Raw genomic sequence first — 18,554 nt, 5'->3', positions numbered from 1 at the left:
GACATGCTGCCTACACCGGAACAAGTCAGGGATTACATTGCCCAAGGGTTGCCCTGCGAACATCTGCAAGTGGAAGGCGATGGCCAGCACTTCTTCGCCACCATCGTGAGCGCGGAGTTCGATGGCAAGCGCCTGATCCAGCGTCACCAGCGGGTCTACGCGGCCCTGGGCGACCGTATGCGCGCGGAGATCCATGCGCTGTCGATGAAGACGCTGACGCCTGCCGAGTGGCAGGCCGGGGCCGACAAGTAAGCGGCGCCACACAACAGATCAACTGCCGCCTGGACGTGTGTCGGGGCGGTGAACCAGACAGAACATGGACAAATTCCAGATCCAGGGCAATGGCCCCCTCAAGGGCGAGATCCGCGTATCGGGCGCCAAGAACGCCGCGCTGCCGATCCTCTGCGCGAGCCTGCTGACCGCCGACACGGTGACTATCGACAACGTGCCTGACCTGCAGGACACGCGCACCATGCTCAAGCTGCTGCGCCAGATGGGCATGCAGGCGGAAATGGTGGATGGCGTGGCCACGCTGACCGGGGCCGATATCAACGCGCCGGAAGCTTCGTACGAACTGGTGAAGACCATGCGCGCGTCGATCCTCGTGCTGGGTCCGCTGGTGGCGCGCTTCGGCGAGGCACGTGTCTCGCTGCCGGGTGGTTGCGGCATCGGCGCACGCCCCGTGGACCAGCACATCAAGGGCCTGCAGGCGATGGGCGCAGAGATCACCATCGAGCATGGCTTCATCCATGCCCGCGCCAGCCGCCTGAAGGGCGCGCGCGTGGTGACGGATATGATCACAGTGACCGGCACCGAGAACCTGCTGATGGCCGCCACGCTGGCTGATGGCGAGACCGTGCTGGAGAACGCCGCACGCGAGCCCGAGGTGACCGACCTCGCCGAACTGCTGGTGAAGATGGGCGCGAAGATCGAGGGCATCGGCACCGATCGGCTGGTGATCCACGGTGTGGACCGCCTGCACGGCGCGCGTCACAGCGTAGTGGCCGATCGCATCGAGGCCGGCACGTTCCTGTGCGCGGCCGCTGCCACGCTGGGTGACCTGACGCTGCGCGATATCCCGCCGCAGATCCTCGACGCCGTGCTGATCAAGCTGCGCGAAGCCGGCGCCCAGATCGAGACGGGCGACAACTGGATTCGTCTGGCGATGCCAAAGCGCGCGCAGGCCGTGAGTTTCCGTACGTCCGAGTACCCGGCGTTTCCGACCGATATGCAGGCGCAGTTCATGGCATTGAATGCCGTGGCCGAAGGCACCGCGCGCATCACCGAAACGATCTTCGAGAACCGCTTCATGCACGTTCAGGAACTGAATCGCCTGGGCGCGAGCATTACGGCGGAAGGCAACACGGCGGTCGTGACGGGCGTGCCGCGCCTGTCCGGCGCCACCGTGATGGCCACCGACCTGCGCGCGTCGGCCAGTCTCGTGATCGCCGGCCTGGTGGCCGATGGCGAAACGACGATCGAGCGGATCTATCACCTGGATCGTGGCTACGACCGCATGGAAGACAAGCTGTCGGCCGTGGGCGCGAAGATCCGCCGCATCGCCTGAGCCACGTACACCATCGACTATCGAACATCGACGAAGATCGTATCGAGTCGCCCCCTGAACGCGTTTGAAGAATCTACGATGAGCCCCGCTTTCAATGCCTCGCCCAACCAGCTGACGCTGGCGCTCTCCAAGGGCCGCATCTTCAAGGAAACGCTGCCGCTCCTGGCCGCTGCCGGCATCGAGGTCACCGAGGACCCGGAAACCTCGCGCAAGCTGATCCTGCCCACGACCGATCCCGCCGTGCGCGTGATCATCGTGCGCGCTTCGGACGTGCCCACGTACGTGCAGTACGGCGCCGCGGACTTTGGCGTGGCGGGCAAGGACGTGCTGATGGAACATGGCATGACCGGCCTGTATGCACCGATCGATCTGAACATCGCTCGCTGCCGCATGTCGGTGGCGGTGCCGGCCGGTTTCGACTACGCCAATGCCGTGCGTCAGGGTGCGCGGCTGGCAGTGGCCACCAAGTATGTGCAGACCGCGCGTGAGCACTTCGCCAAGAAGGGCGTCCACGTGGATCTGATCAAGCTCTATGGGTCGATGGAACTGGGTCCGCTGGTAGGACTGTCCGACGCCATCGTCGATCTGGTCAGCACAGGTGGCACGCTGCGCGCGAACAACCTCGTCGAGGTGGAGGAGATCGTGCAGATCTCGTCGCGGCTGGTGGTCAACCAGGCGGCATTGAAGCTCAAGCGGGAACGGCTGACGCCGATTCTGGACGCATTTGAACGGGCCTCGGCGGCAATCGCCTGAGGTGGAGTTGATCGGGGACCCGCAAGGAACGAAGTCATGAACGAATCCGAAATGGACAACCTGTCGATCCGCAGGCTCGATTCGACCGAGCCCGGTTTCGCTGAAGCGTTGCGGCAGGTGCTGGCCTTCGAAGCCTCGGAAGATGAGGCGATCGACCGCGCCGCGGCCGACATCCTGGCCGACGTGCGCCGTCGCGGCGATGAAGCCGTGCTGGAATACACACGCCGCTTCGACCGCGTGGAAGCCGCATCGATGGGCGCGCTGGAAATCCAGCAGTCGGCACTCGAAGCCGCGCTCGAAGAGCTGGAACCCAAGCGCCGCGCCGCGCTGGAAGCCGCCGCTGCCCGCGTGCGCGCCTATCACGAGAAGCAGAAGATCGAGTGTGGCAGCCATAGCTGGGAGTACACCGAATCGGACGGCACGATGCTGGGCCAGAAGGTGACCCCGCTGGACCGCGTGGGCCTGTATGTGCCCGGTGGCAAGGCCGCGTATCCGTCGTCGGTGCTGATGAACGCGATTCCGGCACGTGTGGCCGGTGTCAAGGAAGTGATCATGGTCGTGCCCACGCCCGGTGGCGTGCGCAACGAACTGGTGCTGGCGGCCGCGCAGATCGCCGGCGTGGACCGCGTGTTCACGATCGGTGGCGCACAGGCCGTGGGCGCGCTGGCCTACGGTACGGCCACGCTGCCGCAGGTGGACAAGATCGTCGGCCCGGGCAATGCCTATGTGGCGGCGGCCAAGCGCCGCGTGTTCGGCACGGTCGGTATCGACATGATCGCCGGGCCGTCCGAGATCCTGGTGATCTGCGACGGCACGACTGATCCGGACTGGGTGGCGATGGATTTGTTCTCGCAGGCCGAGCACGATGAACTGGCGCAATCGATCCTGTTGTGCCCGGACGCCGACTATCTGCGTCGCGTGGAAGACAGCATCCGTCGCCAGTTGCCGACGATGCCGCGCCGCGAGGTGATCGCCGCGTCGATCTCCGGCCGTGGCGCACTGATCAAGGTGCGCGACATGGAAGAGGCGTGCGACATCGCAAACGCCATTGCACCGGAGCACCTGGAGATTTCGGCCGAGAACCCGCGCCAGTGGAGCGAGAAGATCCGCCATGCTGGCGCGATCTTCCTGGGCCGCTACACGAGCGAGTCGCTGGGCGACTACTGCGCCGGTCCCAACCACGTGCTGCCGACCTCGCGCACGGCGCGCTTCTCGTCGCCGCTGGGCGTGTATGACTTCCAGAAGCGTTCAAGCCTGATCGAGGTCAGCGAGGGCGGGGCGCAGATGCTGGGCCAGATCGCCGCCGAACTCGCCTATGGCGAAGGGCTGCAGGCCCACGCGCGCAGCGCCGAGTATCGCTTCAAACGTTAAGTCAATTTCAGAGCCGCCTCCATAAGGATCGATATGTCAGCCGTAGACCCATCCCTGATCGAACGCATCATCCGTGACGACGTACGCGCCATGGGCGCCTATCATGTCGCCGATTCGCACGGACTGGTGAAGCTCGACGCGATGGAGAATCCCTACCGGCTGCCGCCCGCGCTGCGCGACCAGCTGGCCGCGCGGCTGGCCGAGGTGGCCCTGAACCGCTACCCGGTGCCCAGCAGCGAGGCACTGCGTGCCAAGCTGAAGACAGTGATGAACGTGCCGGCTGGCATGGACGTCATCCTCGGCAATGGTTCGGACGAACTGATCAGCATCCTGTCGCTGGCGGCTGCAAAGCCTGGTGCGAAGGTGCTGGCGCCGTTGCCGGGTTTCGTCATGTATGCGATGTCGGCGCAGTTTGCAGGACTGGAGTTTGTCGGCGTGCCGCTGCGTGCCGATTTCTCGCTGGACCGTAGCGCGATGCTGGCAGCGATGGCCGAGCACAAGCCCGCCATCATCTATCTGGCTTATCCGAACAATCCGACGGGCAACCTGTTCGATGCCGCCGACATGGAAGCCATCGTCCGCGCCGCACAAGGCGAGGTGTGCCAGAGCCTGGTGGTCGTCGACGAGGCCTACCAGCCGTTCGCGCAGGAAAGCTGGATGCCGAGACTGAAGGATTTCGGCAACCTGCTGGTCATGCGCACGGTATCCAAGCTCGGGCTGGCTGGTATCCGCCTGGGCTACATGGCTGGTTCGCCCGATTGGCTGGCGCAACTCGACAAGGTGCGCCCGCCGTACAACGTCAACGTGCTGACCGAGGCCACCGCGCTATTCGCGCTCGAACATGTGGATGTGCTCGATGATCAGGCCGCGCAACTGCGCGCAGAACGCGCGAAGCTGGCCGATGCGATGGCGGCGCTGCCGGGTGTGACGGTGTTCCCGAGCGCAGCCAACTTTCTGCTGGTCCGTGTGCCGAACGCTACACAGGTATTCGACCGGGTGCTCGCACGGAGGGTATTGATCAAGAACGTGAGTAAAATGCACGCATTGCTGGCCAACTGTCTGCGCGTGACGGTCAGCACCCCCGAAGAAAACGCGCAGTTTCTTGAAGCATTCCAGGCTTCATTGCAGGATTAACCCCACCATGCGTGTTGTAGAGGTCACTCGCGATACCTCGGAAACGCAGATTCGCGTTTCGCTGAACCTTGATGGCACGGGCCGCCAGAAGCTGGCGTCCGGTGTGCCGTTCCTCGACCACATGCTGGACCAGATCGCCCGCCATGGCATGTTCGATCTCGAGGTCGAAGCCAAGGGCGATACCCATATCGACGATCACCATACGGTGGAAGACGTGGGCATCACGCTGGGCCAGGCCGTGGCGCGCGCCATTGGCGACAAGAAGGGCATCACCCGCTACGGCCACAGCTACGTGCCGCTGGACGAGTGCCTGTCGCGCGTGGTGATCGACTTCTCGGGCCGTCCGGGCCTGGAGTTTCACGTGCCGTTCACGCGCGCCCGCGTGGGTACGTTCGACGTGGACCTGCTCATCGAATTTTTCCGCGGCTTCGTGAACCATGCCGGCGTGACGCTCCATATCGACAACCTGCGCGGCATCAATGCCCACCATCAGTGCGAGACCGTGTTCAAGGCTTTTGGCCGGGCACTGCGCATGGCGGTGGAGCTTGACCCGCGCGCGGTTGGCCAGATTCCATCGACCAAGGGAACGCTCTGAACGATACTGGGTACTGACCTGCGCCCCTTGCAGGCGAGCCGGCTGGTTGCGGCGACGCTGACACGCCACCACCGCTACTCACCCGCATCCGATGGATACGCTGAAGTCTTTCATCTCGCTGCTAGCGCTGATCAACCCGATCGGGGCCATCCCGTTCTTCATCAGTCTGACCAGTCAGCAGACCGAGGCGGAAAAGCTGAAGACGATCAAGACGGCGTCGATTGCCGTGGCGATCGTGGTGGGGTTGTCGGCGTTGCTGGGCCAGCAGATCATCGCGTTCTTCAATATCTCGGTGGCATCGCTGCAGGTTGGCGGCGGACTCATCATGATCATGATGGCGATGAACATGCTGAACGCGCAGGCCGGTCGGACCAAGGCCACACCCGAGGAAGAGGACGAGGCCGAAGCCAAGACGAGTATCGCGGTGGTGCCGCTGGCGTTGCCGCTGCTGACGGGGCCGGGATCGATCAGTACCGTGATCGTGTATGCAGGCAAGACGGATCACTGGTACGAATTGCTGATCCTGGTGGCGATTGGCGTGGTGCTAGGGTGCGTGGTGTATGGAACGTTCCGGGCCGCTGATCCGATCGCACGGGTGATCGGGCGGACCGGGATCAATATCGGTACGCGCCTGATGGGTCTGATCCTGTCGGCGCTGGCCGTTGAATTCATTGTGGACGGGCTCAAGACATTGTTGCCTGTTTTGAAATCATGACTACCATAGCAATTGTGGATTACGGCATGGGCAACCTGCGCTCGGTGGCGCAGGCGCTTCGCGCCGCGGCGCCGGAAGCGGATGTCCAGGTCGTGGATCGCCCGGAAGCGATTCGCGCGGCGGACCGCGTGGTGTTGCCGGGGCAGGGTGCGATGCCGGACTGCATGGGTGCGCTCGGCGAATCGGGCCTGCAGGAAGCAGTGATCGAAGCCGCAGCCTCGAAGCCGATGCTCGGTGTGTGTGTTGGCGAACAGATGCTGTTCGACCGTAGCCACGAAGCTCGCATCGGCCAGGACGATACGCCTGCGCTGGGACTGATGCCAGGCGAGGTGATCCGCTTCGAGCTGGATGGCATGACGCAGGCAGACGGCTCGCGCTTCAAGGTGCCGCAGATGGGCTGGAACCGTGTTCGCCAGACGCGGGCCCACCCGCTGTGGAACGGTATTCCGGACGAGAGCTGGTTCTATTTCGTCCACAGCTATTATGTGCGGGCGCAAGACGCGGCCCATGTGGCTGGCGAGACGGATTACGGCGTTGTGTTTACCAGCGCAGTGGCACGCGATAATATTTTCGCCACGCAGTTCCACCCGGAGAAGAGTGCCGCGATGGGTTTGCAGCTGTACCGGAACTTCGTGCACTGGAATCCGTGAAGCCTCGAAAGCGGCCTCACGAGCAGAAGCACGTTAGCAGCACCTTTTTGCCAGACACACCAAGAATTGTCCCAAGCGATATCGATACCGATCGTTCAGAGCCGACGACCCAGACTGCATTCCTTGCAAAACTGACATGACCTGAACGCCAGCGTCCGCGCCGGCATCGCTACCTTTCCCTTTTTACACAACCACCACGCTCGTTACGCTATGTTGCTCATTCCGGCCATCGACCTGAAGGACGGTCAGTGTGTACGCCTCAAACAAGGCGACATGGACCAGGCCACCGTCTTTTCCGAAGATCCCGCCGCCATGGCACGTCATTGGGTCAATCAGGGCGCGCGGCGCCTGCATCTGGTTGATCTGAACGGCGCGTTTGTCGGCAAGCCGCGCAACGAGGCGGCCATCAAGTCGATCATCGCCGAGGTGGGCGACGAGATCCCCGTGCAGCTTGGCGGCGGCATCCGCGACCTGAACACGATCGAGCGCTGGCTCGACGATGGCCTCTCGTACGTGATCATCGGCACGGCTGCCGTCAAGAACCCCGGCTTCCTCAAGGATGCGTGCTCGGCCTTCGGCGGCCACATCATCGTGGGACTCGACGCCCGCGATGGCAAGGTCGCCACCGATGGCTGGAGCAAGCTGACCGGCCACGAAGTGGCGGATCTGGCGCGCAAGTACGAGGACTACGGCGTGGAAGCCATCATCTACACCGACATCGGCCGCGACGGCATGCTGCAGGGCATCAATATCGATGCCACGGTCAAGCTGGCCCAGTCGATGTCGATCCCGGTGATCGCCAGCGGCGGCCTGTCCAACATGGCCGATATCGACCAGCTCTGCGCGGTGGAGCATGAGGGCGTGGAAGGTGTGATCTGCGGTCGCGCAATCTACTCCGGCGACCTCAACTTCTCGGAAGCCCAGGCGCACGCCGACAAGCTGGGCGCGGAGTAACGTCGCCGGCAGGGTGCCCCAATGGCACCCCAACCAGCCGCTGCCCCAGGCGGGCGGCGGCAGGCAAGGAATCTCATGCTAGCCAAACGTATCATCCCCTGCCTCGACGTCACGAACGGGCGGGTGGTCAAGGGAGTCAACTTCGTCGAGTTGCGCGACGCGGGCGACCCTGTGGAAATCGCGCGCCGCTACGACGATCAGGGCGCCGACGAAATTACATTCCTCGATATCACCGCTACCAGCGATGGCCGCGACCTGATCCTTCACATCATCGAAGCGGTTGCCTCGCAGGTGTTCATCCCGCTGACGGTGGGTGGCGGCGTGCGGACCGTGGAAGATGTGCGGCGCCTGCTGAATGCCGGCGCTGACAAGATCAGCGTCAATTCCTCGGCCATTGCCAATCCCCAACTGGTTTCTGACGCTACCGGGAAATATGGCTCGCAGTGCATCGTCGTGGCCATAGACGCCAAGCGCACATCGGCGCCCGGTGAGCCGGCCCGCTGGGAAGTCTTCACACATGGCGGCCGCAAGGCCACGGGCCTTGACGCCGTGGAGTGGGCCAGCGAGATGGCAAGGCGCGGCGCCGGCGAGATCCTGCTGACCAGCATGGACCGCGACGGCACCAAGAGCGGCTTCGACCTGGAGTTGACGCGCGCCGTGAGCGACGCCGTGCCCGTGCCGGTGATCGCCTCGGGTGGCGTGGGTGGATTGCAGGACCTGGCCGACGGTATCAAGCTGGGCCGTGCGGACGCGGTGCTCGCGGCCAGCATTTTCCATTACGGCCAGCATACCGTTGGCGAAGCCAAGGCTTTCATGGCCCGCGAGGGCATTCCGGTCCGGATCTGATCATGGCGAACAAGTGGTTGAACAAGGTGAAGTGGGACGATAACGGGCTCGTGCCGGTGATCGTCCAGGAGACGGGCTCCAACGATGTGCTGATGTTCGCATTCATGAACCGCGAGGCGCTGCTGCGCACCGCGGAACTGGGGGAGGCGGTGTTCTGGTCACGTTCGCGCAAGCGCCTGTGGCACAAGGGCGAGGAGTCGGGGCACGTGCAAAAGGTGCATGAGATGCGCCTCGACTGCGACGAAGACGTGGTACTGCTCAAGGTCACGCAGGTCGACAGCATTGCGTGCCACACCGGCCGCCACTCGTGCTTCTTCCAGAAGTTCGAAGGTGATGCCGAAACGGGCGACTGGAAGACCGTGGAGCCGGTGCTCAAGGATCCCTCCAAGATCTACACTTCGAAATCATGAGTCAGGAACTGTCCTCCGCCGATGTGCTGGCGCGCGTGGCCGCCACGCTGGAATCCCGCAAGCCGGAGAACGGTGGCGATCCGGAATCGTCCTATGTGGCCAAGCTGTTCAGGAAGGGCGACGACGCCATCCTGAAGAAGATCGGCGAAGAAGCCACCGAGACCGTGATGGCCGCCAAGGATGCACGTGCGGCCAATCTGGACGCCGCAACTGTCGACAAGATGGTCTACGAAGTGGCCGATCTGTGGTTCCATTCGATGGTGTTGCTGGCGCACGTGGGCAGGTCTCCCGCCGACGTCATCGACGAACTGGCGCGCCGCGAGGGATTGTCGGGGCTGGCGGAGAAGGCAAGCCGCAAGGAGTAGGATGACGCCATGCCACCCGGAAATGGTCCGGAGCGGCGAATGCGCTACGTTGGAGGTCACGATGGCGACGGACTACACCACGCAGGTCACGACAACGGTCGATTCGGACAAACTCGATGGACTACGCAAACTCACGCATATCCTCTATGCGCTCTATGCGATACATTGGCTGACTGGCGGGATCACAGCGCTGATTGCGATTGTCGTCAACTACGTGAAGCGTGACGACACACGGGGTACGCTCTACGCTTCGCACTTCGCGTGGCAGATCCGCACTTTTTGGTGGTCGATCCTCTGGTTCGTGGTGGGCGGCGCCATGTTTGTGACGGTATTGCTGTTTCCGGTGGCCATCGGGCTCTGGAGCGTGCTTTCCCTGTGGATGCTATACCGTATTATCAAGGGCTGGCTCTATCTGAATGACCGCAAGCCGATGTACCCGGGCGAGCAGTTCTGAGACAGCTAGGGCGCGTTGGACACGTTGCAACGAAAATTTCATGAAATCCCAGGACAATTGCCTTTTCTGCAAGATCGTGGCCGGCCAGATCCCGTCGAACAAGGTTTACGAGGATGACGACCTGCTGGCATTTCACGATATTCATCCCAAAGCGCCGGTACACTTTCTGGTTATTCCGAAATCGCATGTCGATTCGCTGGCCGATTGCGGGCCCGGCGATGCCGAGGTGCTTGCTAGAATAATGCTCAAGGTGCCTGAACTGGCGCGCCTTGCCGGCTGCACTAACGGGTTCCGCACGGTGATCAACACCGGCACGGACGGTGGACAGGAGGTTTTCCACCTCCATCTGCATGTGCTCGGCGGCCCGGGCGACCAGTGGAAGACGCCGGCGTTCTGAGGACTTTCGTCAGATTGCCTGGGTATGAAGAGTGATCGGTGCAGCGATGCACCGATTGGATGTTGCGCCGGCCACCGTCGACCGGCGCGGCCTTTGAGGGACGGAACTACTGGCGGGGCGGCTATTCCATCCGACGCCGCAGCTACATCAGGAGCAAGAAATGGGTTCGTTTAGCATTTGGCACTGGCTGATTGTGCTGGTGATCGTCATGCTCGTCTTCGGTACCAAGAAGCTGCGCAATATTGGCAACGACCTGGGCGGTGCCGTGAAGGGTTTCAAGGACGGCATGAAGGACGGCAATGGTGAAGCGGCGGCAGATGGCCAGCCGGCACCGGCCAAGGAACTGCGCGACACCACCACGATCGACGTGGAAGCCAAGGAAAAGTCGCGCCAGCAATAAAGTCCGGGCGGCTGTTTTCCTCCCTCCACATGGCGGCTGCGTGAATCGCGGCCGCCTGTCACGTGTTACTGTCCCGATGTCCGCATGATCGATCTCGGCATTTCCAAGCTGGCACTCATTGGCGCTGTTGCGCTGATCGTGATCGGCCCCGAGCGTTTGCCGAAAGTGGCGCGCACGGTTGGCGCACTGGTCGGCCGTGCGCAGCGCTATATCAATGACGTCAAGGCTGAAGTCAGCCGTGAGGTGGAACTCGAGGAACTGCGCAAGATGCGCACGGAATTCGAGACTGCCGCGCGCGATGTCGAGCAGACCATCCACAAGGAAGTCAACGAGCACACGCAGTCGCTGAATGAAGCGCTGAACGGTGCGGAGTCGGCCGACAATTCGGCTGGGATGGACTCCGGCGTTTCCGCTGGCTACGTGCCCAGTTGGGACAGTGCTCACAAATCGCACAACGGCCGGAAGAGCTGGCGTGTGAAGCAGGGCGCGCGGCCTATCTGGTTCAAGCGTCAGCAGAATACCCGCGTGTGGGTGCAGTCCGGCGCTGCGCGCGTCAAGCGCCATCGCCCGGCCACCGGTCGTAATCGTTCCTTTTTCGAGTAAGCATGGCGGGCACCCCAGATCCTCTCGACCCCAACGCCGAGTCCCAGCAAGAGACGTTCATTTCCCACCTGGTCGAGCTGCGCGAACGACTGGTCAAGGCCGTGGGTGGCGTGATCCTCGTCTTTGTCTGCCTGGTTTACTGGGCGGCTGAGATCTTCAACCTGTTTTCCGCGCCGCTGACCGCCTCGCTGCCCAAGAATGGCCGGATGATCGTGACCGATGTCACCGGCTCGTTCTTCGTGCCCATGAAGGTCACGATGCTGGTGGCGTTCCTGATCGCGTTGCCCTGGGTGCTCTACCAAATATGGAAGTTCGTGGCGCCGGGCCTTTACCAGCATGAAAAGAAGCTGATCGTACCGCTGGTTACCAGTACCTATGTGCTGTTCCTGTGCGGCGTGGCGTTTGCCTATTTCCTGGTATTTCCAACCGTTTTCCATTTCATGGCGCATTACAACGCGCCACTCGGGGCCGAGATGTCCACGGACATCGATAAATACCTGAGTTTTGCCATGACCACGTTCCTTGCCTTCGGCATCACGTTCGAAGTGCCGGTGGTAGTCATCGTGCTCGTCAAGTTCGGCGTGGTGGAACTGGAAAAATTAAAGCAGATCCGCCCATATGTGATTGTGGGCGCTTTCATTATTGCGGCAGTGGTCACACCTCCCGATGTGATGTCGCAACTCCTGTTGGCCGTGCCGCTCGTGCTGTTGTACGAACTCGGCCTGCTTATGGCGCGTTTTGTGACGCGTCAGCCTCTTGGTAGGCCCGCAGAAGGCGAAACCCAGCCTGACTGAGTTCCCCGCGAGTTGTTAACGACCTGTATATCCCGGGTCTTTATGCCTTTTTTGCACCAAAATGGTGAAAATATTCGGGTTTGCTGTTGCTTCATCACAACAAGAAGCGTCGGTAAACTCGGTTTACGGCGAAAAAGACTTCTGACGGGCAGGGGGGGTGACACATAATACGACGCAGACGTGAAGCTAAATGCGTCGCCCAAGCACTTGGGCAACCAAGATTTCCCAATCAGTTGACAAGGAAAGTGTCGATATGAAGATGAAACTGTTTGCTGCTGCCGTTGCCGCTCTGGCCGCCGGTGGCGCCTATGCCCAATCGAGCGTGACCCTGTACGGTGTCGTTGACGCCGGTATCGAATACCAAAACCATCAGCCGGGCGTTTCGGGCAGCCACGACGTCGTGCGCCTGAACTCGGGCAACATGTCCGGCAGCCGTTGGGGCCTGCGCGGCGTGGAAGATCTGGGCGGCGGCCTGAAGGGCGTGTTCGTCCTGGAAAGCGGTTTCAACGTTGATAGCGGCACGATGGGCCAAAGCAACCGCCTGTTCGGTCGTCAGGCTTTCGTCGGTCTGCAAAGCAACTACGGCACGCTGACCCTGGGTCGCCACCAGACGCCGTTCTATGACTTCGGTCTGGCCTTCGACCCGATGGCCATCGCTTCGAACTACTCGATCACTGGCCAAGCTCCGGAATTCCAGGCTCGTGCTGACAACTCGCTGAAGTACATCGGCAAGTTCGGCGGCCTGACCGGCTCGCTGCTGTATAGCCAAGGCACGAACACTGGCGGCGCAGCCAACACCATCGGCGGCGTGACCTACCAAGGCACCGCTGGCGAAGTTCCGGGCAACTACAAGCTGGGCCGTGCTTACACTGCCAGCCTGATCTACGCAGCAGGTCCGTTCTCGTTCGGTGCCATTTACGACGAAACGAACCAAGGTATCAACGTTGCTGGTCTGACCGACGCCAAGATCCGTCGCGCATCGGCAGCCGGTACGTACGCCTTTGGCCCGGCCAAGGTGTTCGCTGGTTACCGTTGGGCCAAGGCTCTGGACGGCGCAGTGCTGCCGGGCGCCGTGGCAATCGGTCAACCGAACAACTCGTCGACCTCCAACCTGTACTGGCTGGGCGTGGGTTACCAGCTGACCCCGGCGTTCTCGCTGACGGGCGCTGCGTACTACCAAGACTTCCGCAACAGCGGTGCAGATCCGTGGAGCTTCGTGGCTTCGGCTGACTACGCGTTCTCGAAGCGTACCGACGCGTACTTCAACGTCGCCTACACGAAGAACAAGGACGGCTCGCAACTGGGTCTGTCGGGCACGGGCGCTGGTGGTTCGGCCTTCGGCGCGACCAACAACGGTGCCAACCAGTTCGGCGCTGTGGTTGGTGTTCGCCACAAGTTCTAATTTGACGCGGGTGTAAGCCCGCTTCAGATTCGGCTTGTCCAAAACGCCGGTATCCGCAAGGATGCCGGCGTTTTGTTTTGTGGCCTGGGTTGTGGGTTTCAAGTTGCGCGCCTTGGACTCCGTCGTATCCCTTTCGCTCGCCGGTGCGAATCGGTGGTCTGTTCGGAGACATGGATGGCACATTGAATCCGGCGGCGCAGACGATGCGAGAGGCTGGATTCGAGCGTGGCGCCATGTACCGCCTCTGACTCCGGGGTGGTGAGGGAGTATCCAGCAGCATCGACGGGAAAGCGCCTGTCGTCGCCCCATTCCTGTGTTGTTTGCATCGGTGCAGCATCGGTGACCCTCAAAAAGCAAAACCCCCGTCTGAAGAGGCGGGGGTTTTGCTTTCTGCGTTGAGACCTTCTACTGCACTATCGATTGCTGCTCAGCGATCACTCTTCGTCCAACGGCATCGCGCGCCGCGGCGGCGGAGGTCGCTTGCCAATGGTGACAGTCAGTTCAGACGCCTTGCCGCGTCGGATCATCTTCATTTTTACCTCGGCACCGGGTTTGAGCTGGGCGATGGCGTTAAGCAGTGCGGTCGTATCCGAAATGACCTGGTTATCGACCGAGACCAGCACATCGCCAGGCTTCATGCCTGCCTTGTCCGCAGGTCCGTCCTGCACGATGGCGGCGATCAGCGCACCTTCCCGGGCGTCGAGACCAAAGGATTCGGCAATTTCAGGCGTCAGATCCTGTGGCTCCACACCGATCCAGCCTCGTGTGACGCTGCCAGTCGAGATGATCGACTCCATCACCTGCTTGGCCGTCGAGACAGGGATGGCGAAGCCGATACCCAGCGAGCCGCCCGAGCGCGAATAGATCGCCGTGTTGATGCCGAGCAGATTGCCTTGCGCATCGACCAACGCGCCGCCGGAGTTACCGGGATTGATTGCAGCGTCGGTCTGAATGAAGTTCTCGAAGGTATTGATGCCCAGATGGCTACGGCCGAGCGCCGAGACGATACCCATCGTCACGGTCTGGCCGACACCGAACGGGTTGCCGATGGCCAGCACCACATCGCCCACCTTGACGTTCTCGATTCGACCGAGCGTGATTGCAGGCAAATCCTTCAGCGTGATCTTCAGGACTGCCAGGTCTGTTTCGGGATCGGACCCCACGACCTTGGCGTTGGCCTTGCGACCGTCGGTCAGCGCTACCTCTATCTCATCGGCGCCGTCCACCACATGGTGGTTGGTTAGAATGTAACCCTCGGCGCTGACAATCACTCCGGAACCCAGGCTGGATACGGGCTCCTGCCGCTCAGGCAGCCGATCGCCAAAGAAGAACCGGAACCACGGATCTTCCGCCTGCGGGTTGGGCGTCCGCTTTGAGCCGTTTTTGCTGGTGAAGATATTGACCACCGCGGGCATCGCTTCGCGAGCAGCGTCGCTGTACGACCCCTGCGCTGCGGAACCGGCCACGCTGGGCACTACTTCCTTCAATGCGACGATGGGAGACCCGGATTGCACGGCCACCCGCCCGCGCTGCAGCCACTCGGGTTTGAGCGTGGCTATCACGAACCACACGGCCAGCACGACCGTGACGGCCTGGGCGAAAAACAGCCAGAAGCGGCGCAACATATTGGAGTTTTGACCAGAAAATGAAAACAAAAGAGCTTGAATTGTACTTGAACGACCTTCTGGAAGTTCCGCGTTTCAAGGACTATTGCCCGAACGGGCTACAAGTGCAAGGTCGACCCGAAGTCACGCATATCGTCACCGGTGTCACGGCGAGCCTGGCACTGATCGACGCCGCGATCGAGGCCGGTGCCGACGCGATCCTCGTCCATCACGGCTACTTTTGGAAGAACGAGGATGCACGGGTCATCGGTCAAAAGCACGCGCGCTTGAAAAATCTGCTGGCCGCCGATCTCAACCTGATGGCCTACCATCTGCCGCTCGACAACCACCCCGAACTCGGCAACAACGCGCAACTCGCGTTGCAACTGGGGCTGTCTCCCATCGGACGTTTCAGCGACGATCAACTCGGCTGGACGGGCACATTGCTGCAGCCGATGCCGCTGAAAGCATTTGCCGCCCACGTGGGAGGCGTGCTGGATCGGGAACCGCTGACGATTGGCGATCCGGACCAGATGATCCGTTCTGTTGGCTGGTGTACGGGCGGTGCGCAGGGCTATTTTGCGGCGGCTGTAGATGCCGGCGTGGATGTCTATATCAGCGGTGAGGTCTCCGAGCCGACCACTCATCTGGCGCGCGAGAGCGGGGTGGCCTACATCGCGGCGGGGCATCACGCCACGGAACGGTATGGCATCCGCGCCGTCGGAGAACATCTGGCACAACGTTTCGAGCTGCGCCACACGTTCATCGATATTCCGAACCCGGTCTGATCCGGATTCGGAATATGGTTGCAAACCGAAGGAGCCTCAGGCGCGCGGGGCTTGCAGGCTGTCGCGGATTTCACGCAGCAGCTTGATGTCCTCGGGCGTCTCGGCGGGCTTCGGCGCTTCCTCACTCTTCGCGCGCATCTTGTTCACCGCGCGCACCATCATGAAGATGATGAAGGCCAGGATCACGAAATTGACCACGATGGTCAGGAAGTTACCGTAGGCAAAGACTGGCACGCCCGCCTTCTTCAGGTCCGCCAGCGTGTGCGGCACATTGGGCGGAGGGTCCGCCAGCACGATGAAGAGGTTCGAGAAGTCCAGCTTCCCGATGATCCGGCCCACCAGCGGCATGATCAGATCGTTGACGATGGAATCCACGATCTTGCCGAAGGCCGCACCGATGATGACCCCGACCGCCAGGTCCACGACATTGCCGCGCATTGCAAAAGTTCGGAACTCGCTCATCATTCCCATTGGTTATTCTCCATTTTGTTGTTCCAGATTAACGTTTGAGTTTGACAAAGACTGCATCATCGCAACCTCGAGTGCAAGTCGGGAATCAGCGCCAGAACCGCCCCCAAGCGGTCACACCCGCGATCCCATGACGGATTATCGGCGCCGCGGCTATCAGTAGTTCGCCTATCGTCGCCAGATGTGCCTCAGGTATAATTTTTTGTTGACGCAGGATTCAATTGATGACATCCCCTGGGGTTTGGAATGAGTGACCAGCAAAACGTGAAGAACGTGGACAAAGGTCGCCGCAATTGGTTGATCGCGACTTCAGTCGCGGGCGGCGTAGGAGGCGTAGCAGTAGCAGTACCTTTCGTCAGTACCTTTGCACCGTCGGAGAAGGCCAAGGCCGCCGGCGCGCCCGTCGAGGCCGACATTGGTGCCTTGAAGCCTGGCGAAATGATGACGGTGGAATGGCGTGGCAAGCCGGTCTGGATTCTCCGCCGTACCCCGGAAATGCTGGCTTCGCTTCAGAAGACCGACGCTGAAGTAGCGGATCCCAAGTCAGACGTTCCCTTTACGATGGCGACGCCCGACTATTGCAAGAACGAGACCCGCTCGCGTGCCGAGCACAAGGATCTCCTCGTTGTCGTGGGCATCTGCTCCCACCTTGGATGTTCCCCCTCCGGTCCCTTTGCCTCGGGTGCCAACCCGCAGCTCGGCGCCGATCCTGGTTTCCTCTGCCCGTGCCACGGGTCAACGTTCGATCTGGCTGGCCGCGTGTTCAAGAACAAGCCTGCCCCGCAGAACCTTGACGTCCCCCCGTACCAGTTCCTCTCCGACACCAAGATCGTGATCGGCAAGGACGAGAAAGGAGAAGCGTGATCATGGCGGCCGAAAAAGAAGTCAAGACTACCGGGCTGCTGGGCTGGATCGACGCCCGTTTCCCCGCGACCCAACTCTGGGAAGATCATCTCTCCAAGTACTACGCGCCGAAGAATTTCAACTTCTGGTATTTCTTCGGATCGCTCGCGCTGCTGGTGCTCGTGATCCAGATCGTCACGGGCATCTTCCTCGTGATGAACTACAAGCCGGATGGCACCCTGAATGCCGCCGGCATTCCCGTGGCGTTTGCCAGCGTCGAGTTCATCATGCGCGAGGTGCCATGGGGCTGGCTGGTCCGCTACATGCACTCCACTGGCGCCTCGGCGTTCTTCGTGGTCGTGTACCTCCACATGTTCCGCGGGCTGCTGTACGGCTCGTATCGCAAGCCGCGCGAACTGGTCTGGATCTTCGGCTGCCTGATCTTCCTGTGCCTGATGGCCGAGGCGTTCATGGGCTACCTGCTGCCATGGGGCCAGATGTCGTACTGGGGCGCGCAGGTGATCGTGAACCTGTTCTCGGCGATTCCCGTGATCGGCCAGGACCTGTCGCTGTTCATCCGCGGCGACTACGTGGTGAGCGATGCCACGCTGAACCGCTTCTTCTCGTTCCACGTCATTGCAGTGCCGCTGGTGCTGCTGGGCCTGGTGGTGGCGCACATCATCGCGCTGCACGAAGTGGGCTCGAACAACCCGGACGGCGTGGAGATCAAGGCGAAGAAGGACGAGAACGGTGTTCCGCTCGACGGCATCCCGTTCCACCCGTACTACTCGGTGCATGACCTGGTGGGCGTGGCAGGCTTCCTGATCTGTTTCTCGGCGGTGATCTTCTTCTTCCCGGACGTGGGTGGCTACTTCCTGGAAGCCAACAATTTCTTCCCGGCGGATCCGCTCAAGACACCGCCGCACATCGCACCGGTGTGGTACTTCACGCCGTTCTATTCGATGCTGCGCGCCACGACCACGAACTTCCTGCCGATTCTGTGGCTGTTCTTCGCGTTCGTGCTGGGCATGGTGTTCCTTCGCACGAAGGATGCGCGCATCCGCATTGGTTCGGTTGCGGTGCTTGTGATCCTGGCCGTTGGCTTCTATTTCATCGACGCCAAGTTCTGGGGGGTGCTGGTGATGGGCGGCTCGGTAATCGTGCTGTTCTTCATGCCGTGGCTCGACTGCTCGCCGGTCAAGTCCATCCGTTACCGTCCGGGTTTCCACAAGACAATTCTCACGGTCTTCGTGGTGGTGTTCCTGGTCCTGGGTTACTTGGGTGTCCAACCGCCGTCGCCGGTCGGCGAGAAGGTGTCGCAGCTCGGTACGCTGCTGTACTTCGCCTTCTTCCTGACCATGCCGTTGTGGAGCCGTGCCGGCACGTTCAAGCCGGTGCCGGAGCGTGTCACGTTCCATCCGCACTAAGACGCCGCGCGACC

Annotated in this window: 23 protein-coding genes; 21 read left to right on the top strand and 2 right to left on the bottom strand. The window is 61.7% G+C overall.

All coding sequences use genetic code 11. The features are described from left to right. Positions 1-3: 3 nt before the first annotated feature. The 18 genes from ABDB81_RS15170 (at position 4) to ABDB81_RS15085 (ending at position 13,410) form a co-directional block, all read left to right on the top strand. The gene (locus ABDB81_RS15170; RefSeq protein WP_137925300.1) at positions 4-252 is read left to right on the top strand and encodes a BolA family protein; all 249 of its coding nucleotides are present in this window, start codon (positions 4-6) and stop codon (positions 250-252) included. Between the two features lie 64 nt (positions 253-316). Then, the gene (gene murA / locus ABDB81_RS15165; RefSeq protein WP_137925301.1) at positions 317-1,567 is read left to right on the top strand and encodes a UDP-N-acetylglucosamine 1-carboxyvinyltransferase; all 1,251 of its coding nucleotides are present in this window, start codon (positions 317-319) and stop codon (positions 1,565-1,567) included. Positions 1,568-1,645: 78 nt separating this feature from the next. Further along, positions 1,646-2,320, top strand: a complete 675-nt coding sequence (gene hisG, locus ABDB81_RS15160; RefSeq protein ID WP_137925302.1) for an ATP phosphoribosyltransferase — start codon at positions 1,646-1,648, stop codon at positions 2,318-2,320. Between the two features lie 36 nt (positions 2,321-2,356). Continuing rightward, complete coding sequence (gene hisD / locus ABDB81_RS15155) at positions 2,357-3,691, top strand: histidinol dehydrogenase (protein ID WP_346811890.1); 1,335 nt, start codon at positions 2,357-2,359, stop codon at positions 3,689-3,691. A gap of 33 nt (positions 3,692-3,724) precedes the next feature. Next, on the top strand, positions 3,725-4,825 hold the full coding sequence (gene hisC / locus ABDB81_RS15150) for a histidinol-phosphate transaminase (protein ID WP_137925304.1): 1,101 nt from the start codon (positions 3,725-3,727) through the stop codon (positions 4,823-4,825). A 7-nt stretch (positions 4,826-4,832) separates the two neighbouring features. Further along, complete coding sequence (gene hisB, locus ABDB81_RS15145; RefSeq protein ID WP_137925305.1) at positions 4,833-5,420, top strand: imidazoleglycerol-phosphate dehydratase HisB; 588 nt, start codon at positions 4,833-4,835, stop codon at positions 5,418-5,420. Between the two features lie 91 nt (positions 5,421-5,511). Beyond that, positions 5,512-6,135, top strand: coding sequence for a YchE family NAAT transporter (locus ABDB81_RS15140; RefSeq protein WP_137925306.1), 624 nt, complete (start codon positions 5,512-5,514; stop codon positions 6,133-6,135). Continuing rightward, on the top strand, positions 6,132-6,785 hold the full coding sequence (gene hisH / locus ABDB81_RS15135) for an imidazole glycerol phosphate synthase subunit HisH (RefSeq protein WP_160473057.1): 654 nt from the start codon (positions 6,132-6,134) through the stop codon (positions 6,783-6,785). The genes ABDB81_RS15140 and hisH overlap by 4 nt, the downstream gene beginning before the upstream one ends. Positions 6,786-6,995: 210 nt before the next feature. Beyond that, entirely contained in the window at positions 6,996-7,739 is a 744-nt protein-coding gene (gene hisA / locus ABDB81_RS15130; protein ID WP_137925308.1) for a 1-(5-phosphoribosyl)-5-[(5-phosphoribosylamino)methylideneamino]imidazole-4-carboxamide isomerase, read from the top strand. Between the two features lie 75 nt (positions 7,740-7,814). After that, a complete protein-coding gene (gene hisF / locus ABDB81_RS15125) occupies positions 7,815-8,585 on the top strand; it encodes an imidazole glycerol phosphate synthase subunit HisF (protein ID WP_137925309.1) in 771 nt (256 codons plus the stop codon). A gap of 2 nt (positions 8,586-8,587) precedes the next feature. Then, a complete protein-coding gene (gene hisI, locus ABDB81_RS15120) occupies positions 8,588-8,995 on the top strand; it encodes a phosphoribosyl-AMP cyclohydrolase (protein ID WP_346811887.1) in 408 nt (135 codons plus the stop codon). Beyond that, complete coding sequence (locus tag ABDB81_RS15115; RefSeq protein WP_137925311.1) at positions 8,992-9,360, top strand: phosphoribosyl-ATP diphosphatase; 369 nt, start codon at positions 8,992-8,994, stop codon at positions 9,358-9,360. Before hisI ends, ABDB81_RS15115 begins: the two co-directional genes overlap by 4 nt. Before the next feature lie 61 nt (positions 9,361-9,421). Beyond that, positions 9,422-9,814, top strand: coding sequence for a hypothetical protein (locus ABDB81_RS15110; protein ID WP_160473056.1), 393 nt, complete (start codon positions 9,422-9,424; stop codon positions 9,812-9,814). Between the two features lie 40 nt (positions 9,815-9,854). Beyond that, positions 9,855-10,211 carry a histidine triad nucleotide-binding protein gene (locus ABDB81_RS15105; RefSeq protein WP_346811885.1) on the top strand — a complete coding sequence of 119 codons (357 nt, stop codon included), beginning with the start codon at positions 9,855-9,857 and terminating at the stop codon, positions 10,209-10,211. A gap of 160 nt (positions 10,212-10,371) precedes the next feature. Further along, on the top strand, positions 10,372-10,611 hold the full coding sequence (gene tatA / locus ABDB81_RS15100) for a Sec-independent protein translocase subunit TatA (protein ID WP_130393095.1): 240 nt from the start codon (positions 10,372-10,374) through the stop codon (positions 10,609-10,611). Between the two features lie 84 nt (positions 10,612-10,695). After that, positions 10,696-11,214, top strand: a complete 519-nt coding sequence (gene tatB / locus ABDB81_RS15095) for a Sec-independent protein translocase protein TatB (RefSeq protein ID WP_137925314.1) — start codon at positions 10,696-10,698, stop codon at positions 11,212-11,214. A gap of 2 nt (positions 11,215-11,216) precedes the next feature. Next, positions 11,217-12,008: a twin-arginine translocase subunit TatC gene (gene tatC, locus ABDB81_RS15090; RefSeq protein WP_137925315.1), complete on the top strand. Its 792-nt coding sequence runs from the start codon at positions 11,217-11,219 to the stop codon at positions 12,006-12,008. A 253-nt stretch (positions 12,009-12,261) separates the two neighbouring features. Further along, entirely contained in the window at positions 12,262-13,410 is a 1,149-nt protein-coding gene (locus ABDB81_RS15085) for a porin (RefSeq protein ID WP_249359362.1), read from the top strand. A 434-nt stretch (positions 13,411-13,844) separates the two neighbouring features. On the opposite strand, the gene ABDB81_RS15080 is transcribed toward ABDB81_RS15085, so the two are convergent. Then, positions 13,845-15,035, bottom strand: coding sequence for a Do family serine endopeptidase (locus ABDB81_RS15080; RefSeq protein WP_137925317.1), 1,191 nt, complete (start codon positions 15,033-15,035; stop codon positions 13,845-13,847). Between the two features lie 20 nt (positions 15,036-15,055). Between ABDB81_RS15080 and ABDB81_RS15075 the strand changes: the two genes are divergently transcribed. After that, the gene (locus ABDB81_RS15075; protein ID WP_137925318.1) at positions 15,056-15,802 is read left to right on the top strand and encodes a Nif3-like dinuclear metal center hexameric protein; all 747 of its coding nucleotides are present in this window, start codon (positions 15,056-15,058) and stop codon (positions 15,800-15,802) included. A 36-nt stretch (positions 15,803-15,838) separates the two neighbouring features. Here the strand turns inward: ABDB81_RS15075 and mscL are convergent, their stop codons facing one another. Further along, on the bottom strand, positions 15,839-16,273 hold the full coding sequence (mscL, locus tag ABDB81_RS15070) for a large conductance mechanosensitive channel protein MscL (RefSeq protein WP_137925319.1): 435 nt from the start codon (positions 16,271-16,273) through the stop codon (positions 15,839-15,841). 243 nt (positions 16,274-16,516) lie between these two features. Here mscL and petA point away from each other — a divergent pair, with 243 nt between their 5' ends. Together petA and ABDB81_RS15060 are read left to right on the top strand one after the other, a co-directional pair. Further along, on the top strand, positions 16,517-17,134 hold the full coding sequence (petA, locus tag ABDB81_RS15065; RefSeq protein WP_137925320.1) for a ubiquinol-cytochrome c reductase iron-sulfur subunit: 618 nt from the start codon (positions 16,517-16,519) through the stop codon (positions 17,132-17,134). Between the two features lie 2 nt (positions 17,135-17,136). After that, positions 17,137-18,540: a cytochrome bc complex cytochrome b subunit gene (locus ABDB81_RS15060; protein WP_137925321.1), complete on the top strand. Its 1,404-nt coding sequence runs from the start codon at positions 17,137-17,139 to the stop codon at positions 18,538-18,540. Positions 18,541-18,554: the final 14 nt, after the last annotated feature.

This window comes from Cupriavidus sp. DL-D2 (genome assembly GCF_039710735.1).
Lineage (GTDB): Bacteria > Pseudomonadota > Gammaproteobacteria > Burkholderiales > Burkholderiaceae > Cupriavidus.
Note: the sequence above shows the minus strand (reverse complement) of the source record. Positions and strands in the feature narration are given on the sequence as shown.

Bases quoted from the DNA above. Each gene is read 5' to 3' on its own strand.
- ABDB81_RS15110 (WP_160473056.1), top strand. From the start codon at position 9,422: ATGGCGACGGACTACACCACGCAGGTCACGACAACGGTCGATTCGGAC.
- petA (WP_137925320.1), top strand. From the start codon at position 16,517: ATGAGTGACCAGCAAAACGTGAAGAACGTGGACAAAGGTCGCCGCAAT.
- hisF (WP_137925309.1), top strand. From the start codon at position 7,815: ATGCTAGCCAAACGTATCATCCCCTGCCTCGACGTCACGAACGGGCGG.
- ABDB81_RS15115 (WP_137925311.1), top strand. From the start codon at position 8,992: ATGAGTCAGGAACTGTCCTCCGCCGATGTGCTGGCGCGCGTGGCCGCC.
- ABDB81_RS15105 (WP_346811885.1), top strand. From the start codon at position 9,855: ATGAAATCCCAGGACAATTGCCTTTTCTGCAAGATCGTGGCCGGCCAG.
- hisH (WP_160473057.1), top strand. From the start codon at position 6,132: ATGACTACCATAGCAATTGTGGATTACGGCATGGGCAACCTGCGCTCG.
- hisB (WP_137925305.1), top strand. From the start codon at position 4,833: ATGCGTGTTGTAGAGGTCACTCGCGATACCTCGGAAACGCAGATTCGC.
- ABDB81_RS15075 (WP_137925318.1), top strand. From the start codon at position 15,056: ATGAAAACAAAAGAGCTTGAATTGTACTTGAACGACCTTCTGGAAGTT.
- ABDB81_RS15060 (WP_137925321.1), top strand. From the start codon at position 17,137: ATGGCGGCCGAAAAAGAAGTCAAGACTACCGGGCTGCTGGGCTGGATC.
- mscL (WP_137925319.1), bottom strand. From the start codon at position 16,273: ATGGGAATGATGAGCGAGTTCCGAACTTTTGCAATGCGCGGCAATGTC.
- hisC (WP_137925304.1), top strand. From the start codon at position 3,725: ATGTCAGCCGTAGACCCATCCCTGATCGAACGCATCATCCGTGACGAC.
- tatA (WP_130393095.1), top strand. From the start codon at position 10,372: ATGGGTTCGTTTAGCATTTGGCACTGGCTGATTGTGCTGGTGATCGTC.
- hisD (WP_346811890.1), top strand. From the start codon at position 2,357: ATGAACGAATCCGAAATGGACAACCTGTCGATCCGCAGGCTCGATTCG.
- ABDB81_RS15140 (WP_137925306.1), top strand. From the start codon at position 5,512: ATGGATACGCTGAAGTCTTTCATCTCGCTGCTAGCGCTGATCAACCCG.
- ABDB81_RS15080 (WP_137925317.1), bottom strand. From the start codon at position 15,035: ATGTTGCGCCGCTTCTGGCTGTTTTTCGCCCAGGCCGTCACGGTCGTG.
- hisG (WP_137925302.1), top strand. From the start codon at position 1,646: ATGAGCCCCGCTTTCAATGCCTCGCCCAACCAGCTGACGCTGGCGCTC.
- ABDB81_RS15085 (WP_249359362.1), top strand. From the start codon at position 12,262: ATGAAGATGAAACTGTTTGCTGCTGCCGTTGCCGCTCTGGCCGCCGGT.
- hisI (WP_346811887.1), top strand. From the start codon at position 8,588: ATGGCGAACAAGTGGTTGAACAAGGTGAAGTGGGACGATAACGGGCTC.
- ABDB81_RS15170 (WP_137925300.1), top strand. From the start codon at position 4: ATGCTGCCTACACCGGAACAAGTCAGGGATTACATTGCCCAAGGGTTG.
- tatC (WP_137925315.1), top strand. From the start codon at position 11,217: ATGGCGGGCACCCCAGATCCTCTCGACCCCAACGCCGAGTCCCAGCAA.
- murA (WP_137925301.1), top strand. From the start codon at position 317: ATGGACAAATTCCAGATCCAGGGCAATGGCCCCCTCAAGGGCGAGATC.
- hisA (WP_137925308.1), top strand. From the start codon at position 6,996: ATGTTGCTCATTCCGGCCATCGACCTGAAGGACGGTCAGTGTGTACGC.
- tatB (WP_137925314.1), top strand. From the start codon at position 10,696: ATGATCGATCTCGGCATTTCCAAGCTGGCACTCATTGGCGCTGTTGCG.